General features: G+C 38.9%; 15 protein-coding genes. 8 read left to right on the forward strand and 7 right to left on the reverse strand.

Going from position 1 to position 26,607, the window contains the following annotated elements; genetic code table 11:
- The first annotated feature begins 75 nt into the window (after positions 1-75).
- From ACE1ET_RS05955 to ACE1ET_RS05990, 8 genes are all read left to right on the forward strand, one after another.
- Positions 76-780 carry a 3'-5' exonuclease gene (locus tag ACE1ET_RS05955; RefSeq protein ID WP_375727450.1) on the forward strand — a complete coding sequence of 235 codons (705 nt, stop codon included), beginning with the start codon at positions 76-78 and terminating at the stop codon, positions 778-780.
- Between the two features lie 6 nt (positions 781-786).
- Positions 787-2,691 (forward strand): DUF294 nucleotidyltransferase-like domain-containing protein, encoded by a 1,905-nt coding sequence (locus ACE1ET_RS05960; protein ID WP_375727451.1) that lies wholly within the window; start codon positions 787-789, stop codon positions 2,689-2,691.
- Between the two features lie 9 nt (positions 2,692-2,700).
- Positions 2,701-3,933 carry a CinA family nicotinamide mononucleotide deamidase-related protein gene (locus ACE1ET_RS05965; RefSeq protein WP_375727452.1) on the forward strand — a complete coding sequence of 411 codons (1,233 nt, stop codon included), beginning with the start codon at positions 2,701-2,703 and terminating at the stop codon, positions 3,931-3,933.
- Between the two features lie 281 nt (positions 3,934-4,214).
- Positions 4,215-4,913, forward strand: coding sequence for a hypothetical protein (locus ACE1ET_RS05970; protein WP_375727453.1), 699 nt, complete (start codon positions 4,215-4,217; stop codon positions 4,911-4,913).
- A gap of 138 nt (positions 4,914-5,051) precedes the next feature.
- Positions 5,052-5,537, forward strand: a complete 486-nt coding sequence (locus ACE1ET_RS05975) for a hypothetical protein (protein ID WP_375727454.1) — start codon at positions 5,052-5,054, stop codon at positions 5,535-5,537.
- Positions 5,538-8,417: a hypothetical protein gene (locus ACE1ET_RS05980; protein WP_375727455.1), complete on the forward strand. Its 2,880-nt coding sequence runs from the start codon at positions 5,538-5,540 to the stop codon at positions 8,415-8,417.
- A 5-nt stretch (positions 8,418-8,422) separates the two neighbouring features.
- On the forward strand, positions 8,423-9,238 hold the full coding sequence (locus ACE1ET_RS05985) for a fimbrial biogenesis chaperone (protein ID WP_375727456.1): 816 nt from the start codon (positions 8,423-8,425) through the stop codon (positions 9,236-9,238).
- Positions 9,239-9,372: 134 nt separating this feature from the next.
- The gene (locus tag ACE1ET_RS05990; protein WP_375727457.1) at positions 9,373-12,300 is read left to right on the forward strand and encodes a M16 family metallopeptidase; all 2,928 of its coding nucleotides are present in this window, start codon (positions 9,373-9,375) and stop codon (positions 12,298-12,300) included.
- Between the two features lie 386 nt (positions 12,301-12,686).
- On the opposite strand, the gene ACE1ET_RS05995 is transcribed toward ACE1ET_RS05990, so the two are convergent.
- The 7 genes from ACE1ET_RS05995 to ACE1ET_RS06025 all read right to left on the reverse strand — a co-directional run bounded on the left by ACE1ET_RS05995 (position 12,687) and on the right by ACE1ET_RS06025 (position 26,556).
- On the reverse strand, positions 12,687-13,727 hold the full coding sequence (locus tag ACE1ET_RS05995; RefSeq protein ID WP_375727458.1) for a hypothetical protein: 1,041 nt from the start codon (positions 13,725-13,727) through the stop codon (positions 12,687-12,689).
- A gap of 147 nt (positions 13,728-13,874) precedes the next feature.
- Complete coding sequence (locus ACE1ET_RS06000; RefSeq protein ID WP_375727459.1) at positions 13,875-15,062, reverse strand: cation:proton antiporter domain-containing protein; 1,188 nt, start codon at positions 15,060-15,062, stop codon at positions 13,875-13,877.
- A 379-nt stretch (positions 15,063-15,441) separates the two neighbouring features.
- Positions 15,442-18,228 carry a LamG-like jellyroll fold domain-containing protein gene (locus ACE1ET_RS06005; protein ID WP_375727460.1) on the reverse strand — a complete coding sequence of 929 codons (2,787 nt, stop codon included), beginning with the start codon at positions 18,226-18,228 and terminating at the stop codon, positions 15,442-15,444.
- 118 nt (positions 18,229-18,346) lie between these two features.
- The gene (locus ACE1ET_RS06010) at positions 18,347-20,008 is read right to left on the reverse strand and encodes a hypothetical protein (RefSeq protein WP_375727461.1); all 1,662 of its coding nucleotides are present in this window, start codon (positions 20,006-20,008) and stop codon (positions 18,347-18,349) included.
- Positions 20,009-20,019: 11 nt separating this feature from the next.
- The gene (locus tag ACE1ET_RS06015) at positions 20,020-23,130 is read right to left on the reverse strand and encodes a SusC/RagA family TonB-linked outer membrane protein (RefSeq protein ID WP_375727462.1); all 3,111 of its coding nucleotides are present in this window, start codon (positions 23,128-23,130) and stop codon (positions 20,020-20,022) included.
- A 193-nt stretch (positions 23,131-23,323) separates the two neighbouring features.
- Positions 23,324-24,940: a fasciclin domain-containing protein gene (locus tag ACE1ET_RS06020; RefSeq protein ID WP_375727463.1), complete on the reverse strand. Its 1,617-nt coding sequence runs from the start codon at positions 24,938-24,940 to the stop codon at positions 23,324-23,326.
- Positions 24,941-24,951: 11 nt separating this feature from the next.
- Entirely contained in the window at positions 24,952-26,556 is a 1,605-nt protein-coding gene (locus ACE1ET_RS06025; protein WP_375727464.1) for a fasciclin domain-containing protein, read from the reverse strand.
- Positions 26,557-26,607: the final 51 nt, after the last annotated feature.

Genomic DNA, 26,607 nt, shown 5'->3' on the forward strand with positions numbered 1-26,607 from the left:
GATTTTTAGTAATCAGTACATTAGTCAATTTATTTTACCAATTTTGTATTGATCCGGAATTGAGGGCTGCCATTTATGAAATACATCCTTTTTTTAGATACAGAGACATCAGGCGTTCCTAAGCACTGGGATAACCCGGTTCTGTTTGAAAAAAAGTGGCCTTATATTCTGCAGATCAGTTGGGTGATTTATGACGAAGTTGGTAAAAAAGTTAAAAGCGAAAATCACTACATTAAACCCGGAAGGATCAGGATTAAAAAATCATCCCGTAGAATTCATGGGATCACTTTAAAAAAGCTTGAGAAAATAGGCGAAGACCGTAAAGAGGTTGTAGAGCTATTGGCAGCGGATTTTGAATTTTATCAGCCTTTGGTGGTTGGCCATTTCCTTGAATTTGACCGTAAAATGCTGGACGTTGGATTTCACAGGTCAGGAGTGCAGCATGATCCGGATCGCTTAAAAACATTTTGTACCATGCAGCTTACACATGATGCAGGTTTGGCTCCTTCAGGATCGCAATACCTGAGATTGCAGGATCTATACCGAAAATTATTCAATAAAAATCAACAGAATCCTCATAATGCACTGAACGATGCAGAAACTACAGCGTCCTGTTTTTTTGAACTTCAGAAACGGGGTATAATAACGGATCAGGTAATTTCGGATCAGGTACAAAAGATTGGATTAAAACGGAATGTTGTTGCCCTACGGATAGCGAATATCCTGTTGTGGCTGATTGTTGTGACGGCCATTGTGTTGATTTTAAAATATGTAATGTAAAAAAGGATGACGAAAGAAGAGCGGATAGATTTTTTAAGGCAGACCCGGCCATTCGATTTACTGCCCGAAGAGGTTCTGGAGCATGTGGCCGAACTGATGGAAGAGAAGTATTATACTAAGGAAACATTGATATACCGTCAGGATGAGACCAAACTGGAAGGTATTGATATTATTGTGGAGGGGCAATACGATGCATTTTTTTACGACAGCAATAATGTTCAGCGCCTGGATGAAGTATATAAAACCGGCTATGTGTTTGGCGGTGGCTCAGTTTTGCTGAATAAAAAAGTTTCTATCCGTACGGTGGTTGCTAAAAAGGGAACACGGATTCTTTTTATGGATAAGGTTGAATTTAAGGAAGTATGCCGGAGTTTCAGTAGCTTCTTTAACTATTTTACAACCCTTTTTGCGCAAAAAGTCCTGAACGATGAATATGCTCATTTTGTCAGACGACATAATACCAGGGAAGGAAATTTTCTGGATGCTGATCAGATCTACAGCCGCAGACTGAATGCGTTTGAATCCCGCGACGTGGTTTTTTGTGCACCCTATACCTCCTTACGTGATGCAGCTAAAATAATGAAGCAGAACAATGTACCATGTCTGTTCGTGGAGGAAAAAGGTCGTTATCTCGGTTTTGTAACACATAGAAGCATCATTGAGAAAGGGCTGGCTGAAAATTTCTCTCCGGATGGTTTTGTAGAAGCAATTATGGAAACACCTGTTGTAGAAATGTCAGGTGAAACTCTGGTTTATGAGGCAATCCTGACCATGTTCCGTGAAAAAATTAACTATATTTTGGTGCGAACCGGTGATCATGTTGGTGTACTCGACCGTCACCGTTTGTTGTCAGAACACGCACAGTCTCCTTTATTGTTTATTCAGTCTGTTAAATCTGCGTGGTCTGTTAAGGATCTGAAAGAAAAATGGGATCAGGTACCGGAAATTGTGAATCAGCTTTTGGGACGTGGGGTGAATGCCGCAGTGGTGAACCAGATTGTGACTACCATTTCCGATTCAATACTGCACCGTGTCATCGAGGGTGTGCTGAAGGTTGTTCCTGAGCCACCTGCAAAATTTGCTTTTTTTGTACTGGGAAGTGAAGGCCGCAAGGAACAAACGTTATTGACAGATCAGGACAATGCCATTATATACGAAGACAAAGCCAATGAACACAGGGAAGAAGTTCGGGAGTACTTTTTGCACTTTGCCACATTGGTCTCTGAACGGCTCGACCGGATTGGTTTTAGCTTTTGCAAAGGTGGATACATGGCAAAAAATCCTGACTGGACACATTCATTATCGCATTGGAAAAGGAATTACGAAGAGTGGATCAATCAGGCTGGAAAGCAGTCTGCTATTAATGTAACCACGTTTTTTGATTGCCGGTTTATTCATGGTGAACCGGAATTGCTCACCGGGCTATTCTTACATGTGAATGCGTTGCTTGAAAAGGCCAGTTCTAAGTTCTATTGGAGTATGGCAAACAATGCTCTTTTGTACGAACCGCCTATTACATTATTCAATACTATCCGGACTTTTGAGGATAATGAGCGGAAGGTTGTTGATATTAAGAAAGCGATGACGCCGATAGTTGACCTGGCACGGATGCTTTGTTTGCGAAACGGAATTAATAAGACCAATACTGGTGAGCGTTTGCAGGCATTGCGGGAAAAAGGAATCCTGAACCAGGATAATTACAGGGAGTTTAGCCAGGCCTACTATTATCTGATGGGGTTACGTTTAAAGGCTCAGGCAAAGAATATTATTCACGATTACCTTGAACCTACGAATTTTATTGAGCCGGCAAAATTAACGCAGGTTGAACAAATTACCCTGAAAGAGATTTTTAAAGTGATTAAGAACTTCCAGTCGCTGTTAAAACTGGAATTCGGTATAACAGGTTTATAACAACAGAAGATGGTTCGCGTTCATATAATTACAATTGGCGATGAATTGCTGATTGGTCAGGTGATTGATACAAATTCTGCCTGGATAGGAGAATACCTCTCAAAAGAAGGCTTTGAGGTTACGGGAAAACAAAGTGTAAAAGATGAAAGAAACTCTATTGTAAGTGCACTTGATTACGCACTGGAAAATTCTGATGTGGTGTTAATAACCGGTGGACTCGGACCGACAAACGATGATATTACAAAAAAAGTTCTGGCAGCGTACTTTAATTCCGGATTTGTGTTTAATGAGGACGTTTTGGAAAATGTTGAACGCATTATTTTGCCGCGGATAGGACATATCAATGCGCATAACCGGTCACAGGCCGAAGTACCTGAAAAAGCCAGGATTATTATGAACTCATTAGGTACAGCACCGATTATGTGGTTTGAAGAAAAGGGCAGGGTTGTGGTATCAATGCCCGGTGTTCCGTATGAAATGAAAAAATCCATGGAATTGGATGTCGTTCCTCAGCTGATACAGAAATTTAACCTTCAGAACCTGAACATATATAAAACTATTGTGGTTTCAGGAATCACGGAAGCCGAGCTGGCTGAAAATCTGTCCGAATTTGAATATGATTTGCCCGAAAGTATTAGTCTGGCTTACTTACCATCTCCCGGATATATCAAACTACGACTGACCGGAAAAAATGCAGGTTCTGCTTATGATACGTATTTAAACAGGTTGAAGCATGAGGTGGGCAGCATATTGGTATCTGAAGATGAAATATTGCCTGAACGGATTCTGGCCAGACTGATATCGGATAAGAATCTGACTGTAGCCACGGCAGAAAGTTGTACCGGTGGTCTTATAGCGCATAAGATAACGTCTGTACCCGGAAGTTCAAAGTATTTTAAAGGTTCAGTGGTTGCTTACGATAATGCAGTGAAAATGGATATGCTGGATGTGCCGGAGGAATTGATTATTAATTATGGTGCTGTTTCAGAAGAGGTCGTCATTGCCATGGCATTGGGAGTAAGCCGGCGCTTAAATACCGCGATAGGTATCGCAACCAGTGGTATTGCCGGTCCCGATGGAGGTACCCCTGAAAAACCGGTCGGTACTATTTGGTTAGGGTGGTGCATAAAAGGAGATTGTTTTGCAAAGAAACTCTCATTGCCTTACTCCCGCCAGGTTAACATAGAACGGACTGCCACCAATGCCCTGATGGCACTGAATAAGTATCTGAAAGATATGTAAAAATAAATATGATTAACGGGAATTTGGATCAAATTGCTTGTTTACATCTTATAAACTGAAAACCCGTATTTTAAATTGTCTTTTTAAGATTTATTATAAATTAATCTTTTTGTGTAAATAAATTGTTTCTCTGTAAGGTATTGCTAGAGAGTATTATACGTGAAATATTTCAGGCAGGTATATTCATTGCATTTACTTATAGTTAAAAAAATAATAATTTAATTTGTTCTAAATGTAAAATAAATGTAAATTTGTATCAGAATAACTATAAAATTCATGAGATGAAAAAAAGATTATTAACTTTAGTAATGTTTGTTGCAGGATTGGGTGTGTTTTCGGGATATGCTCAATTGTCTGACGAAGAGTATGCTTATATTACCATGGATTTGCAAGGAATCCTAAACCTGACTATGACAACTAATCCACAGGTTGATTTTAGTTTTAGCAGCATAGCAGAATATAAGCAAGGTATTGTTAAGTATAATGCGACCCAGCTTGAGGTTGATGCAACCGTTGCGTGGGACATGTATGTGTATGCAGCTTCTGATACCTGGACACAGGTTGAAGCTTATTCAACTAATGGTGCAGCTGTTTTACCTGCTGAGATTCTTGAGATTAATTCTTCTTACGATAACTCGGCAATTACAGGTGGTGTTGGTCTGGATAACAACCTTGTATCTTTAAAAGGTTTAACCAACTCTGGTATGGATGATGCAACTCCTGACGCCAATACACAGTTTTTAATGGGTGGTGACAACACGCTCGCAGGAGTGGACGAAAATGGTGCTCCCGGTACTGCAGATGGAAATCCAACCACACATAAATTCAGAATTTCTTACAGGTTGAAACCAAATGTTCCTGCAACATTCCCTAATTCAACTGTAGCACTTGATGATATTGCTTTAGGTAACGCTGTGGATTATGCACAGGCAGGTTACTATTACATCGAAGTGGTGTATTCTTTGGTTGAAGATTTATAAAAAAAATACTACTTTAGCATTGAAAAGGTTGTCAAACACCAATTGACAACCTTTTTTAGGATTATGTCGAAATGTATCAGATTAATATTACTTGTTGTTTTAAACTGTACATATTGGCTTGTGCCTTTAACAGCTCAGGTGTCCTTTGAATTAAAAACTTCACCTGAAGTTGATTTTATTTTTTCCTCTATTGCTGACTACAAGTCCGGAATTACCAGGTTTAATTCGTTAAAACTTAATGTGTCCACCGACAGGAGATGGGATCTGAGTGTAAAGTCAACCACTGCAGACTGGTCTGTGGTGGAATCTTATGGATCGAACGGTACCGTTCCATCACTGGATATGCTTGAATTACGTGTCAGGAATGCATCATCAACACCTTTAATCTCTGATTTTTTTTCGGTTACCGATAACGATCAGTATTTAATCGGTTCATCGGTAACGGATATTGATGTCCCTTGTCCCAATTCCGGAACAAATGTTGCAGGAAATTATCTGACCACACCTTCATGTTATGAGTTTTTTGTTGATTTCAGAATAACACCCGGTATAGATCCTGTTAATTATTTAAGGCCCGGCCTGTACCGGCTGGAAATTGTTTTTACAATAAGTGAAGACCTGTAAATGAAAAAATATTTACTGTATATATTACTCTGGATAGTAGGTTTTCAGGCATTGTATGCCCAACAGGGAATCGTGATGCAGTTTCTGGAAAAAAATTCATCTGAATCTGTTTCCGAAATAGCAAGGAACAGAATAAAGATCCTGAATAATACAAATAATACATATCCTTTTTTATTGAATTTTAAGGTTCCTCAAAAGTGGAAACTATTGGGGATACAGAGCCGGACGTTTATGCTTGCGCCTCATGACAGTATATATGTTCCGGTGTACATGATTCCGGATAAAAACATACAGGGAGGTGATTATGCTGTTCTGGGAGCTGAATTATTCAGTGATGGTTTTCTTGTTAGCAACGACAACTGGATTTTAACCGTCGAAAGAATGAGCAACTGGCATATTCAACCGGAATCAAATCAGATTTATTTTTTGCAGGGGAAGGATACCGCAGATATAAGCTTTTATGTGATTAATCAGGGTAATGCGACAGAAAACCTGACCTTTAACCTGGATGCTTTCAGAGATAAACTTGTATTATACGATGATAATTACAGAATTTTTAAACCCGAGAATTTTAGTCTGGAAAGTGGAAAAGATACGGTGTTGAATTTTCATGCGGCCATCAACAGGACATTCGAGGGAGAGAATACATATAACACGCTGATTAAAAAGCCTAACCGCGAAATTTATAACGTCAGGGCAGAGGCCAATAATGAGGGCGATGATCATTTGTATGCTGTGGATAAGGAAAATATTACACTCAATAAGGTTTCTGATTATTACCAGGAAAACCGGTACGGATCTGTCAGTTTGCCTTTGGTAGTGCAACTTGATGCCTATAATATTCTGGAGCAATCCACTTATCTGAGTTTTCAGGCTTATGGAAATAAAACCATAAATGAGGTAAATGAATTAAATTATTTCTACCAGACCAATTTTAATACTAACGTCCTGAACGCTGATGCGTTTCTGGGTGATTACTTTTTTGTTGGTTACAACGCTCCGAAATATTATGGCGAACTGGGTAACCTTGTTCTGAACCATGAAGGTGCCTCTGTTTCGGGTAAAGGTGTCCGGGGCGGATACAGATCAGGAGGCCATGAAGTAGGAGGTGGTATTGTTGCCAGTCCGAATATGTTTGACATTGAAAGATGGGGTGGAAGCCTGTATTATAAATATAATTATTCACCCCGTAATCTTAATTCAGCTGTTTATTCATTTTATGAAGAAAACAACTATAACAACCAACGAAATGTTACAGTTATTCCTGAATCTTCGTGGAGAATAAATAAAAACCACATGGTGCGCCTGATGCTGGGCTACAACATGAGGACCTATCTGTATAAGAATCCGGGAAATTTTACCAAAAACGGTTATGGAGCCCGGTTAAGTTACGGCGGCAGGTTTAACCGTGTTACTTTTTCTGCTACCGGGCGATACGGAACACCAACATATGAACCATCGCCGGGTATTACACAGCTGTCAGGGATAACCGGATATTACCATAATAACGGTTTGCAATCCCGGCTGTTGGTCAGTCATTTTTCCTCAAGACCTGACATATACGATGTATTTGGAAATCTCGTTCAGCAGGGGTTGAGGTCAAGGACAAATCAGGCAGAATACAAATTGTCTGCTTCGGAACGCATGAATACATTTACAGGTTCATTCTACGCGCGCGAGCGCTTTTATAACAGTCTGCAAATGGTTAACGAGGGAGTAGGACTTTCGTATTACCGCAGATTTGAAGATAATTCACGCATATCTGCCTCGGTAAATACGGATGTCAATCAGTTTCCTGAGTTAGCAGGTTTCGGATCCTTTTTCAGCGCCCGTTTAAAGACCTCTTACAGGTACAGGAGCAACTTTCTGCTTAACCTCAGATATCATTACGGACCATTTTATTATTACGAATTCAGTGAATATGCTCAGTCCAGGGAAAATCCACAAACGATCTTCCTGAATGGATATTACGATTTGTGGATGGCAAAAAACAGGTTGCTGGCGCGGTTTAGTGGAAACTACAACTACAGGTTGATTCGCAAGCAACATATATTTAATTCCAGACCGGAGTTATTCTGGTATTCAAAGACCGGATTCAGGTTCAGCTTTTACAGTAATATATCCTATTTCAGCAGACAACAGCAGTTTATCAATCAACCTGATACTTACGTCAGAACTTCATCTACAAACCTTGAGTTGGGATTTGGTGTGCGCAAGGAACTTGGAATCCCGGTTTCGGGGAAGCGTTTCTTCGATGTAAAGTGCATCGCCTTTTATGATGAAAACGGTAATGGTATTAAGGATAAAAACGAAAAAAGTCTGTCAAACGTACTGGTATCGCTCATTCCGGCAGAAGATGAAGGCTTATTTAATTCAATGGATGGATATAAGGTTCTTACAGGTGATGATGGTGAAGGATTTCTTGAAAATATAACCAGGGGAAATTACGCACTGCTGGTTGAAAAACTCACCCAGGGGGATGGTTTTTACAACAATAGCATTACATCAATAGAGCTTTTTAAAGACGAAGTTGTATATTTACCTTTCTCTTCAGGAGGAAAAATTATGGGTACCTTGCAAATTCAAAAGGCAAAATATACCCGGTTCTCTGAAAAAGATGTAGAAATGTCCAATGTAAGAGTTGTTGCAAAAGATACATTTGGAAATGAATATTCCACGCTTACGGATCAGAATGGATTTTTCAAAATAGAAGTGCCGGGCGGAAGTTATACGGTAGCCGTCAATGGTGCTGTTTTTGGATCCGGATTCTCAGTACAGGAAAATGATATTCCGGTGGAGATTAACGATAAAAACAAGTCTGTATTTGTAAATTTCTTAATATCAGAACAGGAACGCAGAATGAACATAAAGAAATTTTAAGAACCATGAAATTAAGTAAGAAGTTATTACCCTCAATTTTATTTTTTACCATCATAGTATTGAATACTTATGGACAGGGAGCCACAGTTGCACCATCCAGACTATTTTTCAATGCAAGTCCCGGATCATCAGAAACACAGACGCTTAGAGTTACAAACAGTACATCATCGAATCAGGCATATACCATAAGCTTTTCGGATTTTGAACCGGAAGGAAACAAAGGGAAAACAAGAATGATGCAGCATGGTGAATCGGTTCATTCGTTAAAAAGTAATATTACAGCCACACCTAATTTCTTTGAATTGGGTCCCGGAGAGACACAGGAAATAAATGTGGCCATAAATCTGGCAAATGTACCGGAGGCGAACCAGGTAAAATGGGGTTCTGTTGTTGTTAGACTGGCAAGGGAGAGGCAGCCTGGTGAAAATGGTAATCAAATGGGTTTCGGTATTATGGAAACGTTCCAGCTGGTTGTTTATGTATTTCAGACGCCGCCGGCCGTAAACCTGAAACGCGCTGAAATTACCGGTTTTGAAAAAAATAAAAACGACAAAGGTGAAAACGGTTTATTGATGACCGTTGATAATACGGGCGAAGCAATCCTGAACTGTGCCTCATATGTTGAACTTACAAGCTATAGCACTGGTAAAGTAGACCGGATAGGAGTGAAAGCTTTTACCATGCTTCCTGATTCAGAACGTGAAGTATTTTTTGCCTTGCCCGATACGCTGAATGCGGGTAAGTATTCTGCTTTGGGAGTTATTGATTTTGGAAGCAGGGAAGAAATAGAAGCAGCTGAGCTTGAACTGAATGTTGAGTAAGCCCTACGTCGGTTAACCCCTTATTTTCGCTGTTTACCGATAAAAAGAGGTAATTGGCGTACTAATAACATGCGTTTATAGAACAATGTAAACAATTCAGTATTTTTGTATTTACACATTTAAACAGGTATATAATGAAAAGATTTATTCTATTAACCGCCATTTTAACAACGTTAATTTTCTATTCATGTAACAAGGATAAATACGTTGTTCGCGAGATGGTTGACGAAAATGGTTATTCCTATGAAAAAGTAACCAATGACCCTACTGATACACGCGTTTATACACTTGATAACGGATTGAAGGTTTATCTTTCTGTTAATAAGGATGAACCACGTATTATGACCTATATTTCGGTACGGTCCGGTTCATTAAATGATCCGGAAGAAACAACCGGTCTGGCTCATTATTTTGAACATTTGCTATTCAAGGGAACGGCTAAGTTTGGTACTTCGAACTGGGAAAAGGAAAAGGTCTATCTCGATAGTATCTCTGATTTGTTCGAACAGCATAAGAATGCGGCAACAGAAGAAGAGAAGAAAGCTATTTATAAGGAAATTGACAGATTGTCTCAAATTGCATCCAGATATGCCATCCCGAATGAATATGACAGGATGACCTCGGCTATCGGTGCAACCGGAACCAATGCATTTACGTCGTACGAAACAACGACATATGTCAATGAAATTCCATCAAATGAACTGAAACGCTGGCTGGAGATGGAGCAGGAGCGTTTTACAGATCCTGTACTAAGGCTATTCCACACCGAGCTGGAAACAGTGTATGAAGAGTTCAATATGAGTCAGGACAGGGATATGTCAAGGGAAAGATCTGTTCTTATGGAGAACCTGTTTCCCAATAATCCGCTTGGCCGTGATATAATTGGTTACCCCAAAGATCTGAAAAATCCTTCCCAGAAGAATATCATGGAATTTTTTCATACCTGGTATGTGCCTAATAATATGGCTGTGATTTTAAGTGGTGACCTGGATTATGATAAAACCATTCAGCTGGTAGATTCAACATTTGGAAAATTCAAATCAAAACCATTGCCTGAAATTAAGCATACGAAAGAAGAGCCCATTACGCATGTGATTGAGAAAGAAGTATACGGTCCGGAAGCTGAGAATGTGATGTTTGCTTACCGGTTCAACGGTGAAAAATCAGAAGACAGGAAATATGTGTACATGATTGATATGATCCTGAACAACAGTGTGGCTGGTTTAATTGACCTGGACCTGGTACAGAAACAGAAAGTATTGAATGCTGGCTGTGGGCCGAGCTTTCAGAGCGACTACGGCATGCATATGTTTTACGGTGTTCCGAAAGAGGGCCAGACACTGGAGGAAGTGAAAGATCTTATCCAGGGCGAAATAGAAAAAGTTAAGAAAGGTGAGTTTGAGGACTGGCTGATGGATGCTGTCAATAATAATTTTAAAGTTGATATGATAAAGCGTACTGAAAGTAATAACAGGGTAAGTTTGTTACTGGATGCTTTTGTGTACAACATGAATCTGGCAGAGTTATTTGATTTCTATAATCAGGTAGCAAAAATCACTAAAGATGAACTTGTAGCGTTTGCCAATGAACATTATAAAGATAATTATGTGGTCGTTTATAAGCGAAACGGAGAGCCTGGCGACGTTGTAAAAGTTGAAAAACCGCAAATCACCTCAGTGGAAATTAACCGTGATATTCAGTCCGACTATCTGAAGCATTTTCTGAGTGAAAAAACAGATTCTATAGAACCCGTTTTTGTGAATTTCGATGAGATGCTTGAACGGAAAGAACTGGAGCCGGGCCTTGAGCTGGATTATATTAAAAACACTACCAACGATCTCTTTGAAATGGATTTTATTTGGGATATGGGTGACAGGAACGACAAAAAACTGGCTTTGGCCATGAGTTATCTCCAATTTCTTGGAACAGATCATTATACGGCTGAGGAAATAAGCAAGGAATTTTATAAAATGGGAATTACATTTGATTCCAGTGTTGGGGGAACTCAATCGACCATTAAGATTTCCGGATTAAGTGAAAAGATGTTGCAGGGACTGGAATTAGTGGAACATTTGCTGGCGAGTGCCAAACCTGATTCTGCAGCTTATGAGAGCCTTGTGGACAGAATCTTAAAAAGTCGCAGCGATCAGAAGAAGAACCCCGGTGCCATCAGAACAGCTATCCTGAATTATGCGAAATACGGTCCTGTTTCACCTATAACAGATATATTATCTGAAGATGATTTGAGGTCGATGAATCCACAGGATCTGACTGATGCCATTGCAGAATTCAATAGTTTTAAACACAGGGTATTTTACTATGGACCACAAATGGCGCCTGAAGTAGCAAATATTATTAAAAAGCATCACAGGGTGGAAGGAGAGCTCGCAGATTGTCCGGCAGAGAAGAAATTTACAACTAACGATTTTACCGCTAAAAATGTGCTGTACCTCAATTATCCCAAAACACAGGTTGATGTACTTTACTTATCCAAAGATGTGCCTTATAATGAAAAGGTTATGGTAGATGCGCATATTTTTAATGAGTATTACGGTGGAAACATGAGTTCTATCGTCTTTCAGGAAATCAGGGAAGCAAAAGCGCTGGCATATTCGGCCTGGGCTGGTTATATAACACCAAAGGAGAAGGATGATAATTTCTTTATTCAGGGCGTAATTTATACACAGGCAGATAAAATGCTGGATGCTGTTTCAGCCATGGATGGGTTGTTGGAAACAATGGTTATGTCTGAGAATCCTTTTAATATTGCATGTAACAATATCATCAAGAATATTCAGACGGACAGAATCACCAAACAACGGATCTTCTGGACCTGGCTGGCTAATGAGAAAAAAGGCATAGATCACGATATTCGTAAGGATTATTATGAAGCTGCACAGACCATGACGCTTGATGATGTGCAGAATTTCTTTGATGAACATATTAAAGATAAAAAATATACATATGTTATTATCGGTGATCAGAATATTGTAACCAACGATAAACTCAAATCCATTGCCCCCGTCAAAACACTGACGCTGGAGGATGTATTTGGATTTTAAAATGTAAATGTTAAGAACAAATAGTAAAGGAACGCTGCCGTTTTCGGTGGTGTTTCTTGTTTAGGAACAGTTTCTTTGTGGTTAAATTTTACCACGAAGGACACCAAGCTTGTAGCAAAGTCCACTTTTGTTAAAATTCCACCTGAATTTGTGGGTAACTATCCGCCTTGCCTGAAAGGAGGTGGATTCAAACCGAAAGGTTTGAAGACGGAGGATTTAGAACTATTATGATCTGATTTTTATTCTGAACTTATGTTGACTATGATATTTAATATAAGGACATAAAATGAAGACAGGGGATTGGTTAACTAATCCCGGTGATGGAAAACAAGCATAAAAAAAGCGGTAGAGAATTCTACCGCTTTTTTGATTTATGACTTTTATAATTATTTAGTCACCATTACTTTAGATGTTGTTCCACCAATTTCTACGATATAGATGCCTTTTGGACATTCCACAAAACTACTGGTAACAGCTTTAGCTACTACTTTTCCTGAAATGGAATAAATGCTTGCATTTGATTCTGCAGGTACTCTGATACCGCCGCTTACGGCATAAGCAGAAGCACTCTCAATCTGAGTTTTTTCAATACTGGTTGCTAAAAAGCTAAAATCAGCCAGCGTTTCCGGTACAGCCAACTCTGCTAACATATAAATTGCATTTCTCCAAATTGTCAATCCTTCTGCTGTCATCGCACATTTATCTGCATAGTCAGTGTTTCTTGTTACACCAACATTATATCCCAATACAATTACACGGTTTTGAAGTGTTGCATCATCAATTGTTGAGCCTGCAGCAAAATCGGAAAAAGATATGGTCACATCAGAAGCTCCTTCAGGATATGCAAGCAATGTATTATCAGGTACTACATTTCCTGTATTATACTGCAGACCTCTAACGCCTGTACTACCATCATCTGATACACCACCTTTCATTGCAGTAATAACACCTGATGATACATCTATCCCTTTAAATAAATCACTTGTGCCATCAACAATTGTCAGGTTATAAACATTTTCTGCATTTGCTGAAGCTCCATCGCTGGTTGTGAATGCTTTACCCGCTTGAAACGCATATATTTTATCATATAAAGTAGGAGCTGGTAATGTTGCTAAAGCCGCAGCACCAGTAGGCTTCCAGAATTCATCACTTGAACCTAAACCATCATGTAAAATAATAACATCATAACCTGAAAGGTCAACAGGACTTTGTGTGTCCGGGTCAATACCTCCTGCTTCCAAAACTTTTACAGTAACATTGAAATTTGGATCTGCGTTCAGCATTTGAATAATTACATCATTATTCTCAGGCCACATGTTTGCAGCAGGATTAGATCTTAAAGTTGTACAATACACTACATTCTTTTGCGCATTTGCAAAGGCTACTAAAAGTGTAAAAGCAATTAAAATTGTAAAGATTCTCTTCATACTATAATTATTTTAATAAGTGAAACATACTAATATCACCACTAAAATATGAAAAAATAGCCGATCATTAAAGTTATAGTGGGATTAATTTTTAAAAAAATGTAAACGTTTACAGTTTTATGAAATTCAGAAGTAATTGTTTAGAATTTAAAAGTTGCAGGCACTAAGTTTCTTTCTGAATAAACGGTGAATAAGAGAAATCCAGAAAGGACTGAGTACCAGGGAAAGCGTTATGGCGCTGATAACAATCTGGTATTCCTCGGTATTCAATATTCCGTTCAGGTGAGCAGTTGCACCTATAATGAAACTGAATTCTCCGATCTGCGCCAGCAAAGAACCGGCATAAATACTGTTACAAAGCGGAGCTTTAAATATTTTAAAAACCACACCGTTTATGATGTTATTGATAACAAGTACCGTAACAACCAGAATAATGACCCTTACATAATTTTCAAGAAAGAATGAAATATCCAGCATTAAACCTATGGAAACAAAAAACATGGCTACAAAGATGATGTGAAACGCATGCAGGCTAGAATGTACCCAGTTTGTAGATCGGGAAGAGGCCACAATAATACCTGCAACGAATGCCCCCAGTGCTGCCGAAAGATGAAAGATAGCCGTCAGTAAAGAAAACCCAAAGCAGATAAAGAAAGCCACAAAAACCTGTAATTCGTGATCCCGGAGAATTAGTTTTTCAAACGGGAGTTTAATCTGCTTTTTATAAAAAATCCAGGCCAATATGGCAATGATAGCCACAGAACCTATAGCTTGCAGTAAGATTTCTTTCATTTCGGGTTTATCACCTCCCATGTAATTAATGCTCAGCATCATGGGGACGATTAAGATATCCTGTGCCAGAAGAATGGCAATTACCTGTTGTCCAACTTTTGTGTCGAGCTCTTTCCTGCCTTCCAGAACTTTAATAATGACGGCTGTACTGCTTAAACTGATAAGAAATCCAAAGATTATTATTTTATTAAAGGTCCAGTCGAATATGGAGCTGATAACCGCAATGGCTGCTATGCTAAAAATAACCTGAAATAGTGTGCCGATGACTGCCAGTTTCCAGTTTTTTATCAGTGAATCCAGTGAGAGTTCCATGCCAAGGAAAAACAAAAGCAGTACCAGACCTAATGAACCGAAATCAGATATTAGTGCTTCATTTGTAATCAGGCCAAACACATGAGGCCCAACCAGGATGCCTACCAGGATATACGATATGATAGATGGTTGTTTAAGCAGGTTAAAAATGAATCCTGCCGCAATGATAACCATTGAAAGCACTACGATATTGGAAAAAACAGGATTGATTTCAGTGACCAGAAATGGCATGCTTCAAAGTTTTAAGTTAAAACAGGGCAGGGGAATAATATCCAAAACCTGCTTAGTACAAAAATAGGTTTTTTGATCTTCTTAATCAATCGAAATAAGATGCTAAAAAAAGACCCGGAAAAGAATTTCCGGGTCAAATAGTAAGTGATCAGCTTAATTAACGTGAGTTTGGTATAAATTTAGAAAACAATAGTTTTAAATCCTCCGTCTCCTGACACTTTGGTCAGGATCCACCTCCTTTCGGGCAAGGAGGAAACTTACACAACGAATTGCAGGTTTTGAAGTCCCCCTTTGAAAAAGGGGGTGCGAAGCAGGGGGATTTTTTACCAGATAAAAACCGTTATAGTCAAATTATATCCTTACATCGAACTGACGTTGATCAAAGTTTTATTATTTTCTGAATGTACAGATTTTGTTTGCTTTTTATCTGACATGTGTATAAGCCCGCATTTAAACCGCTGAGATTTTTAATATGTAATACTGAACCGGAAGCCAAAGCTGAGTGCACCAATTGTCCAGACAAATCAAAGATTTGAATATTAACAGCTTCTGAATTTTGTTCAGGATTCGTAATATTCAGATTATCGGTAAATGGTACTGGATAAATTTCCAGCGATTTAAGATTTAATCCTTTTATAGCACTCACCGATGAGTTAAACAAATATTGGATGTCCGCAGGAGCTAAAGCGCCATCGTAAATTGTCAACTCATCAATGGAACCTTTGTACGGTGTATCGTATGCCGTATTGTTATTTCCAATAGCTAGATCCCCTGTTTCTCCAATATTTCCGGTATTATCTGTAGTTGATTTTACAAGGTTTCCATCCATATAAAACCGTAACTGATCCTGTTCCACATCACGCATACAAGTAACAAAATGCCACTCATTATTAAAATACTGATTCGGATCGCTGGTTAGATCAATGACTGTTTTAGTAGAATTATCGTCAATTCCAAAAGTTAAGCGATCACCTTTTTTTAATTGAATGCCTATCCATTTTCCGGTTCCTTCATTGTCTGTATTATGTGTTCCCTTATGAAACACATACACATCATCTCCATTCGCATTTACATCGGCTTTCATCCAGAATGTAATGGTAAAAGAAGTGTTGTTTATATAAAGATCCGAATAATATGGGACCACCATTCCTGTTTGCGTGGTTGTAGGATTCAGATACACACAATTATTGACTTTTCCGGCCATCCACACCGGCGTAATATTTTTTGCAACGGCATTTTGTGATCCGGCTTCATTTGCTGCTATTGTTCCGCTTGATTCATCAAACGGGATGTACAAAAGTTTATTTAAACTGCTGCTTTCTGTTGAAAAGGACCATGTTACACCATCATCTGTGCCCAGATCGTTGGTTGTTTTAACTCTCCAGTAATATGTCTGGTTTGCTTCCAGTGAACCGGCAGAATATGTTTTATCTGTGATGCTTTCGCCCACTAAATTCATATTTTCCTGACTGGTGCCCAGATAGACAGTGTAGTATAATGTTCCGCCAAGAGTATTGGTCGTATTGTCCCATGTCAAATGTATGTTGTCAGTGAAATTCAGTGTAGAACCGTTGGCCGGAGAAGGTGAAGAGCAGGCGACAGGTGGCATTGGAGCATCATCGGTTTTAGCAGAAATAACATCTGAATAGGTAGAATTTGCTGTTGCACTGGCTGCCATCAACCTGAAATAATATGTTGTGCTGCTTGTCAGATTGGGGATAGTAACAGTAGTCTGATCACCCGTTACGTAAACAGATCTGATTAAATTATCAATGGATTTACCGTATAGAATATATATCTTGTCAGCTTCGTCATTGTTTGTCCATTTTAATGACACGGAATTCTCTGTTTTTCCTGTAATGTAAACCCCGGTAGGATATCTTAAGAAAGGTTGTACCGGCCCGTTGATTGAATTGATATAATTTTCAATATTCGCATAACCATTGGCGGCAATTGTCATTGCGTCGTTGCTGTTTTTGTTTAAGCTGTTTGCATCTTCCCAGTCATCAGGCATTCCATCATTATCTGAATCAAGTGGTTTAGGACCATTAAAAACATAACCCAGACCACCATTGGGTATACCATTACTGTTTTCATCCATTACAATTGCACCGGATGTTCCGTAAGATGACAACTGATTGATAAGAAGCTTATCTACGGCATCTCTGGCTATTGAGGGACCAACATTATCAATGATATGTGCAACGGCATCCTGCGCTGAGAGTACAGTATTAACTCCGGGATGATTGTACGGTGTTGATTCAACAGTAGCTGTTTTGTAATCTCCGCTACCAAGTAATGTGCCGTCCAACGAACTGTTTTTGTTGACATCAAGCCAGTTATCCTGCTGATAAACATGATAGTATGGTGTAGTTCCGGAAACATAACTGTCTGAACTGCTGGATGGGCCGGCAATAAAGTAATTACCGATGAGGTTGCAATGTGAATCAGCATTTTCGGTATCACCCATAATTAAACCGCGTGAACCCCAGTTGTATAATACATTGTTGATGATTTCGTGTTCAAACCTTATTTTGGGATTACGCGTATTATTATCGATCCAGAGTGTTCGGATGATTGAAATCGGGCCGCACTGAATCAGGCCTCCGGTTGAATGCCCGTGCCAGTCAGCACCCTGACCAATGATACAGTCCTGAATGGTGATATTTTCTGCATCTCCACTATTAATATCAAAAGTACCGTCAGCTCCCCATGTCACAGACACATGATCGAACATCATGTTGTCGGCGTTATCAGAAATGGACATCGCATCCACACCGCTACCGGCAGCCCGTGCCAGACGGACCCTGAGATATCTTATGATGTTATTTCCTGAATTACTGTTGAATGCCAGTCTGTTGCCGAAAAGTGTTATACCATCGCCCGGAGCAGTTTGCCCTGCAACTGTAACATTGCGGCTAACCACCACAACACTCTCAAGTCGTATGATGCCCGCAACATCAAATACAACAATGCGGTTTGGCTGACTTACTGCATCACGAAAAGATCCGGTGCCACTATCGTTAAGATTTGTAACATGATATACAGTTCCTGTTCTTCCGCCTACTGCATATTTCCCATAACCTTCCGCACCCGGAAACGCGAGTTGTTGTGCATTTACTGATATAAAAATAAAAACTGATATTAATGTAGCGAATATTTTCATAGTCTATATTATTTAATGATACAGATTCTGAAATGAATATTTATGAAACAGTGGTCTGTATTGGATTTTATATTTAAAAAACAGGAGAGAAGTTTATTACTGCTCTCCTGTAAACATTTTAATTATTCGATAAGTCAAATTTTATGTACCAGTTCTCAGGTGTCATAAGGTACTGATATACTTCTTCTTTTTTCCCGTCGGGATATTTTGCACTGACTCTTGAGGCCAAAATGGATGGATCGTTCCAGCGTTTTGCCATACGGATCATCGCGAAATAGGAGCGGGCTTCACCATTACTTTCCATACAGGTTTCATCCAGTATAAGGGAATCGAGCTGGTAACAGTAGGTGTCCGGCTGTGCTATGGAATCGGCAGACGGAAATACGTAGGCAAGCGAAACACGGTCTCTTACTCCGGCATTCGGATATTTATTATTTGTAAACGCATCATAAATCAAAGGATCGGTAAATGGATAACGCCATTCTGATTCTTCAAATTTTGAATAGTAATCACTAAACATACCTCCGTTTAAAAGGGCTTCTGCTTCCCTGAACATATGTTTTTGATTTAAAGCTTCCATGAGGAAAAAATGAATATCCGGAGCCCTGTACATATAAATATTGTCAACCGTTTTATATACCTGATTTGCATCATCTTCAAAATAATGAGTCAGTTTACGGTATACCAATTCCCCATCAATCTCATCATATGATCTGCCATCACCACGGTACTTATCACCTTTTGTTATACCATCTTTTTGATATTGATTATCAAACCGGTCCATAATTGCCTGAGTAGGACGCAGATAATAAAAGTTAGGTTCTTGATTGGAGAAATACCTTAATAAATCATTACTCTGTCCATTATCGTAGTTATATAAAGTACAATTAATCCTCACATCTGTTAGGAGGCCACTGTTAATGGTGGTAAATATATCTGAAAACCATTCAGAATCGTGTTCATCAAATGTAATCTTCCATTTCTTTGTTGATCCATCGGCATACAGAAACCATATCGCCTCATCAATTACCTGGTCATAATTCTCATCCCACAGGTCAAGTTCAATGTTCAGACACTCAGGGAACGGATTGATAATATCCCATGACTGATCTGTTGTTTCTGACGAAATCACATCAGAGAAAAGAAATGGAACCATGCCGTTAATCTTATAATCAATTGTATCGTTAGTAATACTTATTCCATCTCTCATTAACAGAATTAACTGATCAATTAACTGATCAAAATCCAGAGTAGGATAGTTGTGGTCAGGTTGATATTCCACCATAGGGTCATCAAAGTAAATTGCTTTTCCGTAGAGTTTTCCTATCATAAGATAAGCCCATACTTTATACCGGATTGTAGCACTGATAAAACCGTCAAATACATCATCCGTAACAGCTTTGGGATTATTTTTCTTGTAAATAATCGCATTTCGGATAAAATCGTTGGCATTCACCACCACATCGTAAAAATCGCTGGGATTGGTGAATTCATTGTTATTATCGTTGGTATAGTTATAAATCTCCCATAAACCCTGAGGTGCATTTTCTGTCGGTTCAAGCAAGTCGCCACGAAGCTCAGAAAGGATCACTGCCTTGTCTGCAACATCTGCTACTTTAGCAGCAACGCCCATGTATCCGGAGTAGAGTTCATCGTTACTTGAAATGTAATCTTCTCCTAAAAGCAAATCATCCGGGTTAGTATTGAAAAAATCTGAACAGCTTTGTAAAAGAACCAAGCCTGATATTAAAACTATTGCATATTTAATCTTCTTCATCATTGTATCCTCCATTAGAATTGTAGTTTTAGACCAAGTTTAACTGAAGCCGGGGCAGGTGTTTTGGCATAATCAAATCCCTGCATCATTGGATCGTAAGAGTAAGACGTTACCGGATCCAATCCCAGATAATTTGTAAGTGTATACAGGTTTTCAGCTGAAACATATACAATTCCACTCTTTATAAAATCATACGTATCAGGTTTCAGTGTATAAGATAAGGTGATGCTTCTGAGTTTAATATATGATGCATCCTCAATCCATCTGTCAGAGAAACGGTTGTTTTTCATCGGGTCGTTGTAGGTTACTTTAGGAATATCCGTTATCTGACCTTCAGTTTGCCATCTTCTCACCACAGCAGCCGATTGGTTATTATAACTGTCAACAGCCTCCAGTGATCTTCTTACAGCATTATACATATCGTTACCATAGCTGTAACCAAATGAAGCAGAAAGATCCAGTTGTTTGTACCTGAAGTTAGCAAATAATGCACCAAATACGTCAGGATTGGCATTACCGATTATCGTTCTGTCACGTGCGTCAATAATATTATCATTCCCGTAGGAATCTTTGAAGATAATATCACCGGCATTGAACGGATCACCTTTGTAATCTGTTAATCCTGCATTTTCAGCATCCTGTTGAGAGGCAAAAACGCCCTCTGTCTCATACCCGTAAAAGCTGTATACCGATTCACCAACACGTGAAATGACAGCGGATCCATCACTTAATTCATGAATAATTTCATTTGAACTTCCTAAGCTTTCCAGCACATTTTTATTCAGACATGCGTTACCACCTAAGGTAAAACCAAAATTTCTGTTGCTGATCACATCAACCATCAGAGACAATTCAAATCCCTTGTTGCTTATTTCTCCCTGGTTATATATGATTTCTTCAATTCCGTATTCCGGTTGTGTTTTACTTGGCATGATGACATCAGACGTTATGATACTATAATAGCTTATCTCAGCCTGAAGACGGTTTTTAAACATTCCCATATCCAATCCGGCATCAAATGTTTTACTTGTTTCCCATTTCAAAAGGGTGTTTGGCATATTTCCACGTGCAATGCCTGATAAATTACGGAAAGGTGTACTCAAATAATAGTATTTACTGATTCTTGTTGAGAACCGGCTGTTACCACTTACGCCATATTCACCTCTAAGATTAAGTTTGTTAATGGGATCAACATCTGTAAGAAAAGATGTATTTTTCAGGTATAGTGTAGCACCACCTGATGGGAAAATACCCCAGCGTGTTGCCTCTTGACCTGTTGAAGATGCTGCATCGTAAGATGCGTTCGCTGACAGGGTGAGCAGATTATTCAGAGTATAATCGGCATGACCATAAAAGTTCATCCAGTTCCATTCTTCGATATAACCCCAGAAGTCTTTATCCTGAGTTACATAGTCCAGTGTTCTGTAAAAATCAGATGCTGTATTTGTTCCTTTTCCTGCATCATATTCGTGGCGTGTTATCAGGGACTGGAAGCCCAGAGATAAGTTAAACGGGTTTTTACCAATCAAGGTTTTATAAACACCATTTACATTGGAGTAGTAGTTTACTGCTTCCCCAACGCCAGCGCGGGCAGTATTAAGTGCAAATCCATCCTGAAGCGGAAGTACGGCCAGGTTGTCCTTTCCTGAAATGAAAGCATTTTCCCTACTGTAGTTATAATACAGACCGAAGGTTCCTGTAAATGTCAGCTTCGGTATTACACGGTAGTTTATGCCGGTGTTGAAACTAAAATCGTAAACATCTGATCCAATTGTCAGTTGGTTTACCACGGCCAAAGGATTACTTACGCCAAACTGCCGTACGGCATCGTATCCCGGTAAAGTATTGTTAAAAGCATCTTTTCTGTGAGGATTTAAGATAGGTGCTTTATACAGTGCAGTCAATAATGGGTTAGTTGCACTCAGCATTCCCTGTTCATACAATGAACTGGTTAAAAAGGCAAAACCAACAGATGAAAACAAATCAATGTTCTGACCTAAGTTGATATTTGCATTTAATCTGGTATTATATCTTGCCAGGCTTGAATTATCAACGGTTCCCTGTTGATCAAAATAGCCGACAGACAAATCATACTTGGCAACTGCATCACCTCCTTTAATCCTTATATTATTATCGGTAACAAAAGCAGGACGGTAAATCTCCTGTTGCCAGTTGGTATTGTTGTTATATAAAAACTGGTAATAATAATCCGGATCATCTCTCAAAAACGGAAAATCGGTCAAAAATTCTCCCATATCAGCATATTGAGTTATCCCGACATCACCTATGTACGCTTTAAAATCCGAAACATTAAGTACCGGCAGCGTGGAATTGTTAAATGCCATGCCGTACTGTCCCGAGTATTCAACTGCTGTTTCAAGGTCAGTTGCTTTTTTAGTTTCTATGAGTAGTACACCATTTGATCCTATCGAACCGTAAAGTGATGCCTCCTGTCCTTTAAGTAAGGTAATATTCTCAATATCATTTACACTGATAGCGTTGAAAATACCTTTTGAATATCCTCCAATAATAGGAGATTCATTCATGTCAGGCAAGTAGGGGACACCATTTAAAATGATCAGTGGAGCGTTATTCCCAAGTACCGATTGTATACCTCGAAGGTTTAAATATGATCCTTCACCCGGCATGCCACTTTTGTTGATCATATACAATCCGGAAATATTACCCAAAAGAGCATCATCTACTGTGGATGCACCCGGGTCAATGTTTTTTTCATTTATATTCTGACTATTACCGGTTACAATATTATAATCTGACGGGTGAAATGGTAAAACCTTATCCTGGTTATAGTCAAACTTATCGGAAGGGATCATGGTTATTTCGAAAGTACTTTTACCCAGAATTGGAAGCTTTTGCTGAAAATAGCCCTGGCCCCATACTTCAATTGTACCGTCAAGTGAACTTACCTCCAGAGAGAACTGTCCAAGGCTGTCGGTTGTGGCAGACTCTGTTGCAACTGAACTTGTAATGACAGCGCCCTTTACCGGTTCATTATTATATGGACTAAATATTTTTCCTGTAATTTTTAACGGCTCTTGTGCTGATGCGGATACTGTTGTCAAGAGCATACATATCACAAGAAAGAGATTAATACATTTTTTCATCCGTAAATTATATTTTATTGTTTGGATGCCCGACAGGATCAAACCGGCTCGGACGGGGAACTTGTCCTGAAAAAACTGGAATCGTTTCATTAGGATATTATTTTTTAGATGTATTGGTTTACGCTTCCTACCGGAAACGGGATCTGCCTTTTTATTAATTTGAAAACAATTTAACTTCATTAGAGATGGCTTTTTAATAGTTGTTTTCAGTTGGTTTGAGTGCCCAGTGATATAACTGGAGTTCTTCTGTGCTTCCTCCTCCCAATCTGTTGAATTCAACTTTTATTTTTACATGTTGCAGACCTTCGCCAGCCACATTTACAATGTTCACAAGACCGCCCAGACCATCATATTTTGAACCTGGAACAGTTTCAGTGACACGGTCATAGTTCCATGGACTGGACTGGTTAACTTTCACCTCTTCGCCAACCAGTTCTCCGTTGAAATAGAAATTGACATAAGCATGGTTTTTACTTCTGACGCCAAAATAAAACTTATACTCTCCCGCCGGTATCAGCATTTCTGTTGCTAATGTTGTATTATCCGGGAGAGTTTCAATTTTTAAGGGTTTAAACTCAATCGCTAAATGCACTGAGTCATCCTGATTCGGATGCGTTCCTTTTGCATCAACATAGAAATAATAACCTTCAGGTTGTCCATATACTGTAGGGAATGAATAGTGATCCCCCTGCACGATTGTATGACTTGAAGCATTGAAATATTCAATGAAATTTGGCTTTTCTTCTTCAGGTACATATTGGATATACTGAACCAATGATTTAATCCTGGTAATGAAAATGTTATTCGGGATCTTCATTTTGGTCACATTATAGATGATACCGTTACTCATCATTTTAGGATTCATATCCAGTTGCTGAACCGACGTTCTCCAAACAATATTTCTGCCATCCGGTTCCGGCATTGTTACAGCAGAAACCAGGTCGGTATTGGGATCAATACTTCTCATAATACCGTTATAGAAAAGTGCACCTTTAATCCAGTTGAATGCAAGAATTGTATCTTTTAAGGTACACGGCTTTCCAATAGAGAGCAGCTGGTTTTTATAATTTTCCAGACAGTCTTCAATAACGGAGTTGTCCGGTAAAAACATAGTAAGCTGGGAAAATTCCGATTTGAAATCAGCCTGTGCCAGTAATGGATTTTCAATTATAAATACAGAATCGTATATCGTATTTCCTGTAAAGTCAACGCCAATCGGCACACTGTTCTCTACATCAAATACGGTGTCATTTGAGTTGAATATGGTGTCGATAATGGTAGAATAATTATCACCGAGTGCCAGCAGATAATCATAGATACCTATAACCGGTTCCATCAGGTGATTAATTTCATGTACTACACCATTTTTACAGAACTGATCTGTTTTAAGGATTTTTGCATCAGCGACATATGCATCATCACTGCCAAGGGACACAGAAATATATTTACCGTTCAGAGAACGCAACCTTAACCCATCATATAATTTGGAATATCCAAATGTCAGGTTATTGATTTGATATTGCATGATAAAAGTATCGGTAAACAATTTCTCAAGATCTGCTAACTGATCCATTGCTTCATTATTCACCGCCCAGACCGTTAAGTTCTGATCCCTCTCAAGTTCTTCTGCTACGCCTGTTGCTTCAAGAGCAGCAACAAATTTGTCATAGTCATGATTGGATTTTAGATACTCCAACACACTTTGCGATGAAATGGTGGAATTACCTTCATCATAATGCTCTTTCCAGTTATCCTGGCATGCAGCAAATAACAGAATCGCCAGTCCTAAAATATATGTTAAACGTTTCATAACTATTATTTTTAATTTATTGGCTCAAATTTGATATAATCAAGTTCCAGTTTTTTACCATCAATTCCTACAATTCTTAACGTATGTTCATCTGTTTCATCAAATGTGATTGAATTAACCAAAACTTTGTTTGAATATCTGGTTGAAGTTGCATTGGACACGAAGAAAGACGAGCCCAGTTTTGTATCATCATCCATGTAACATTGCATTTCACCTGCACTGTTTACAGATAAATAGCTCACGTAATATAATGTCATTTTATAGGTGCCTTTCACAATAACAGGAGTTTTAATCTCAACCCATCCTCCGGCACCGGTAGAGATTTCAAGATGGTCGTAAAACTTACAGTCATAGTAAGCACCATCATTGTTTCGGTTATTTACATACGTAATCACATCTGGTTTTGTCAGTGGAATGGCTTCCCAGTAGTAAGCTGCAACTTCATCTTCAGGAACCACTTTTTCGTATGTTCCGCTACCGCCTCTGCCATTAGGACTCTGGAAATAATCACAGATGGCTGCCAGGTCAGCATAATTGGACAAATCCCAGTCTATTATGGTAGTGGGAGGGGTGGCCACGGGCATCCATGTATCAACCTCGTGTAATACCCCATTCTTACACGTGATGTCATTTCTGAACGGAATAAACTTGGTTCCTGTCTGAACCATTTCATCATAGTTGATCCAGATTCCGTTATCAGATTTTGAAATGTTTATCAGCTCCTTATTGGCCAATGTATTGATATTTTTGGATTCCACACCATCCTGGAAAGTGGCCAGTACATCATACGATTGTCTCTGAGAAACAATATGATAAGCAACGTATTGGTTGAGCAGATTATCAGGATTTGTGTAATCTGACTGACCTGCACCAATTTTACTTTTCAGATCATCAAGAGACTGGATGCCGTCAATGCTGTAGATACTGTCGGGAATGGCAAACAGTGTAAAATAATACCTTTTAATAATTTCATTACCACTCAGGTCAAGTGCCGTATCCTGCACTTTATTCAGCAACGCATTGTAACCGGTTGCTGTTACAGCTTCTTTCATTATAGAGAAGCGATCAGAATCAATTCTGTCCCAGATAGTCTCAACAACAGGAATCAGAACTTCATCCAGAACATGAACTACGCCATTGGTCACCTCAATATTCAATTCAACAATTTTACTGGTGTTGTTAATATAAATAGCATTTAATCCTCCTTCACCAAACGATATGGATAAATATTCGTCAATTGCTGTGGGCCAGTTCATCACACCGCTTGAAAACTCTTCCTGTTTAAGCACTTTATTATGTAAAGTATGATACTTAACAAGGAAAGTAGCATACTCCTTATCGATATCCGTGACCGAGTTGTAACCTTGTTCTTTCATAAATTTTTCCATGGCGGCATTATTAGGAACAAAAGCCGTGTAATCGGTATACAGATTAAACGTACTGTATAGTCCTGTATAACGAAGTAGTTCAACCCATAATGAGAAATCCTCAGAGCGCGAGTTCAAATAACTGGCAACGGGTAATTCATCATAGGCAACATATGTGGTTCCTTCGTATGGATCTTTACATGCGAAAAGAACAAAGCCTAATAAGAATATGGTTAATAATTTTTGCATGTTTATTTTTTTTATAGCTATTTTCATGATGCAATCAAATCGTTTAATTAT

Origin of the sequence: Quyinboa mangrovi (assembly GCF_042219825.1) — a bacterium.
In the GTDB taxonomy this organism is placed as follows: domain Bacteria; phylum Bacteroidota; class Bacteroidia; order Bacteroidales; family UBA5342; genus JBHJHP01.

Bases quoted from the DNA above. Each gene is read 5' to 3' on its own strand.
- ACE1ET_RS05955 (WP_375727450.1), top strand. From the start codon at position 76: ATGAAATACATCCTTTTTTTAGATACAGAGACATCAGGCGTTCCTAAG.
- ACE1ET_RS05960 (WP_375727451.1), top strand. From the start codon at position 787: ATGACGAAAGAAGAGCGGATAGATTTTTTAAGGCAGACCCGGCCATTC.
- ACE1ET_RS05965 (WP_375727452.1), top strand. From the start codon at position 2,701: ATGGTTCGCGTTCATATAATTACAATTGGCGATGAATTGCTGATTGGT.
- ACE1ET_RS05970 (WP_375727453.1), top strand. From the start codon at position 4,215: ATGAAAAAAAGATTATTAACTTTAGTAATGTTTGTTGCAGGATTGGGT.
- ACE1ET_RS05980 (WP_375727455.1), top strand. From the start codon at position 5,538: ATGAAAAAATATTTACTGTATATATTACTCTGGATAGTAGGTTTTCAG.
- ACE1ET_RS05985 (WP_375727456.1), top strand. From the start codon at position 8,423: ATGAAATTAAGTAAGAAGTTATTACCCTCAATTTTATTTTTTACCATC.
- ACE1ET_RS05990 (WP_375727457.1), top strand. From the start codon at position 9,373: ATGAAAAGATTTATTCTATTAACCGCCATTTTAACAACGTTAATTTTC.
- ACE1ET_RS05995 (WP_375727458.1), bottom strand. From the start codon at position 13,727: ATGAAGAGAATCTTTACAATTTTAATTGCTTTTACACTTTTAGTAGCC.
- ACE1ET_RS06000 (WP_375727459.1), bottom strand. From the start codon at position 15,062: ATGCCATTTCTGGTCACTGAAATCAATCCTGTTTTTTCCAATATCGTA.
- ACE1ET_RS06005 (WP_375727460.1), bottom strand. From the start codon at position 18,228: ATGAAAATATTCGCTACATTAATATCAGTTTTTATTTTTATATCAGTA.
- ACE1ET_RS06010 (WP_375727461.1), bottom strand. From the start codon at position 20,008: ATGATGAAGAAGATTAAATATGCAATAGTTTTAATATCAGGCTTGGTT.
- ACE1ET_RS06015 (WP_375727462.1), bottom strand. From the start codon at position 23,130: ATGAAAAAATGTATTAATCTCTTTCTTGTGATATGTATGCTCTTGACA.
- ACE1ET_RS06020 (WP_375727463.1), bottom strand. From the start codon at position 24,940: ATGAAACGTTTAACATATATTTTAGGACTGGCGATTCTGTTATTTGCT.
- ACE1ET_RS06025 (WP_375727464.1), bottom strand. From the start codon at position 26,556: ATGCAAAAATTATTAACCATATTCTTATTAGGCTTTGTTCTTTTCGCA.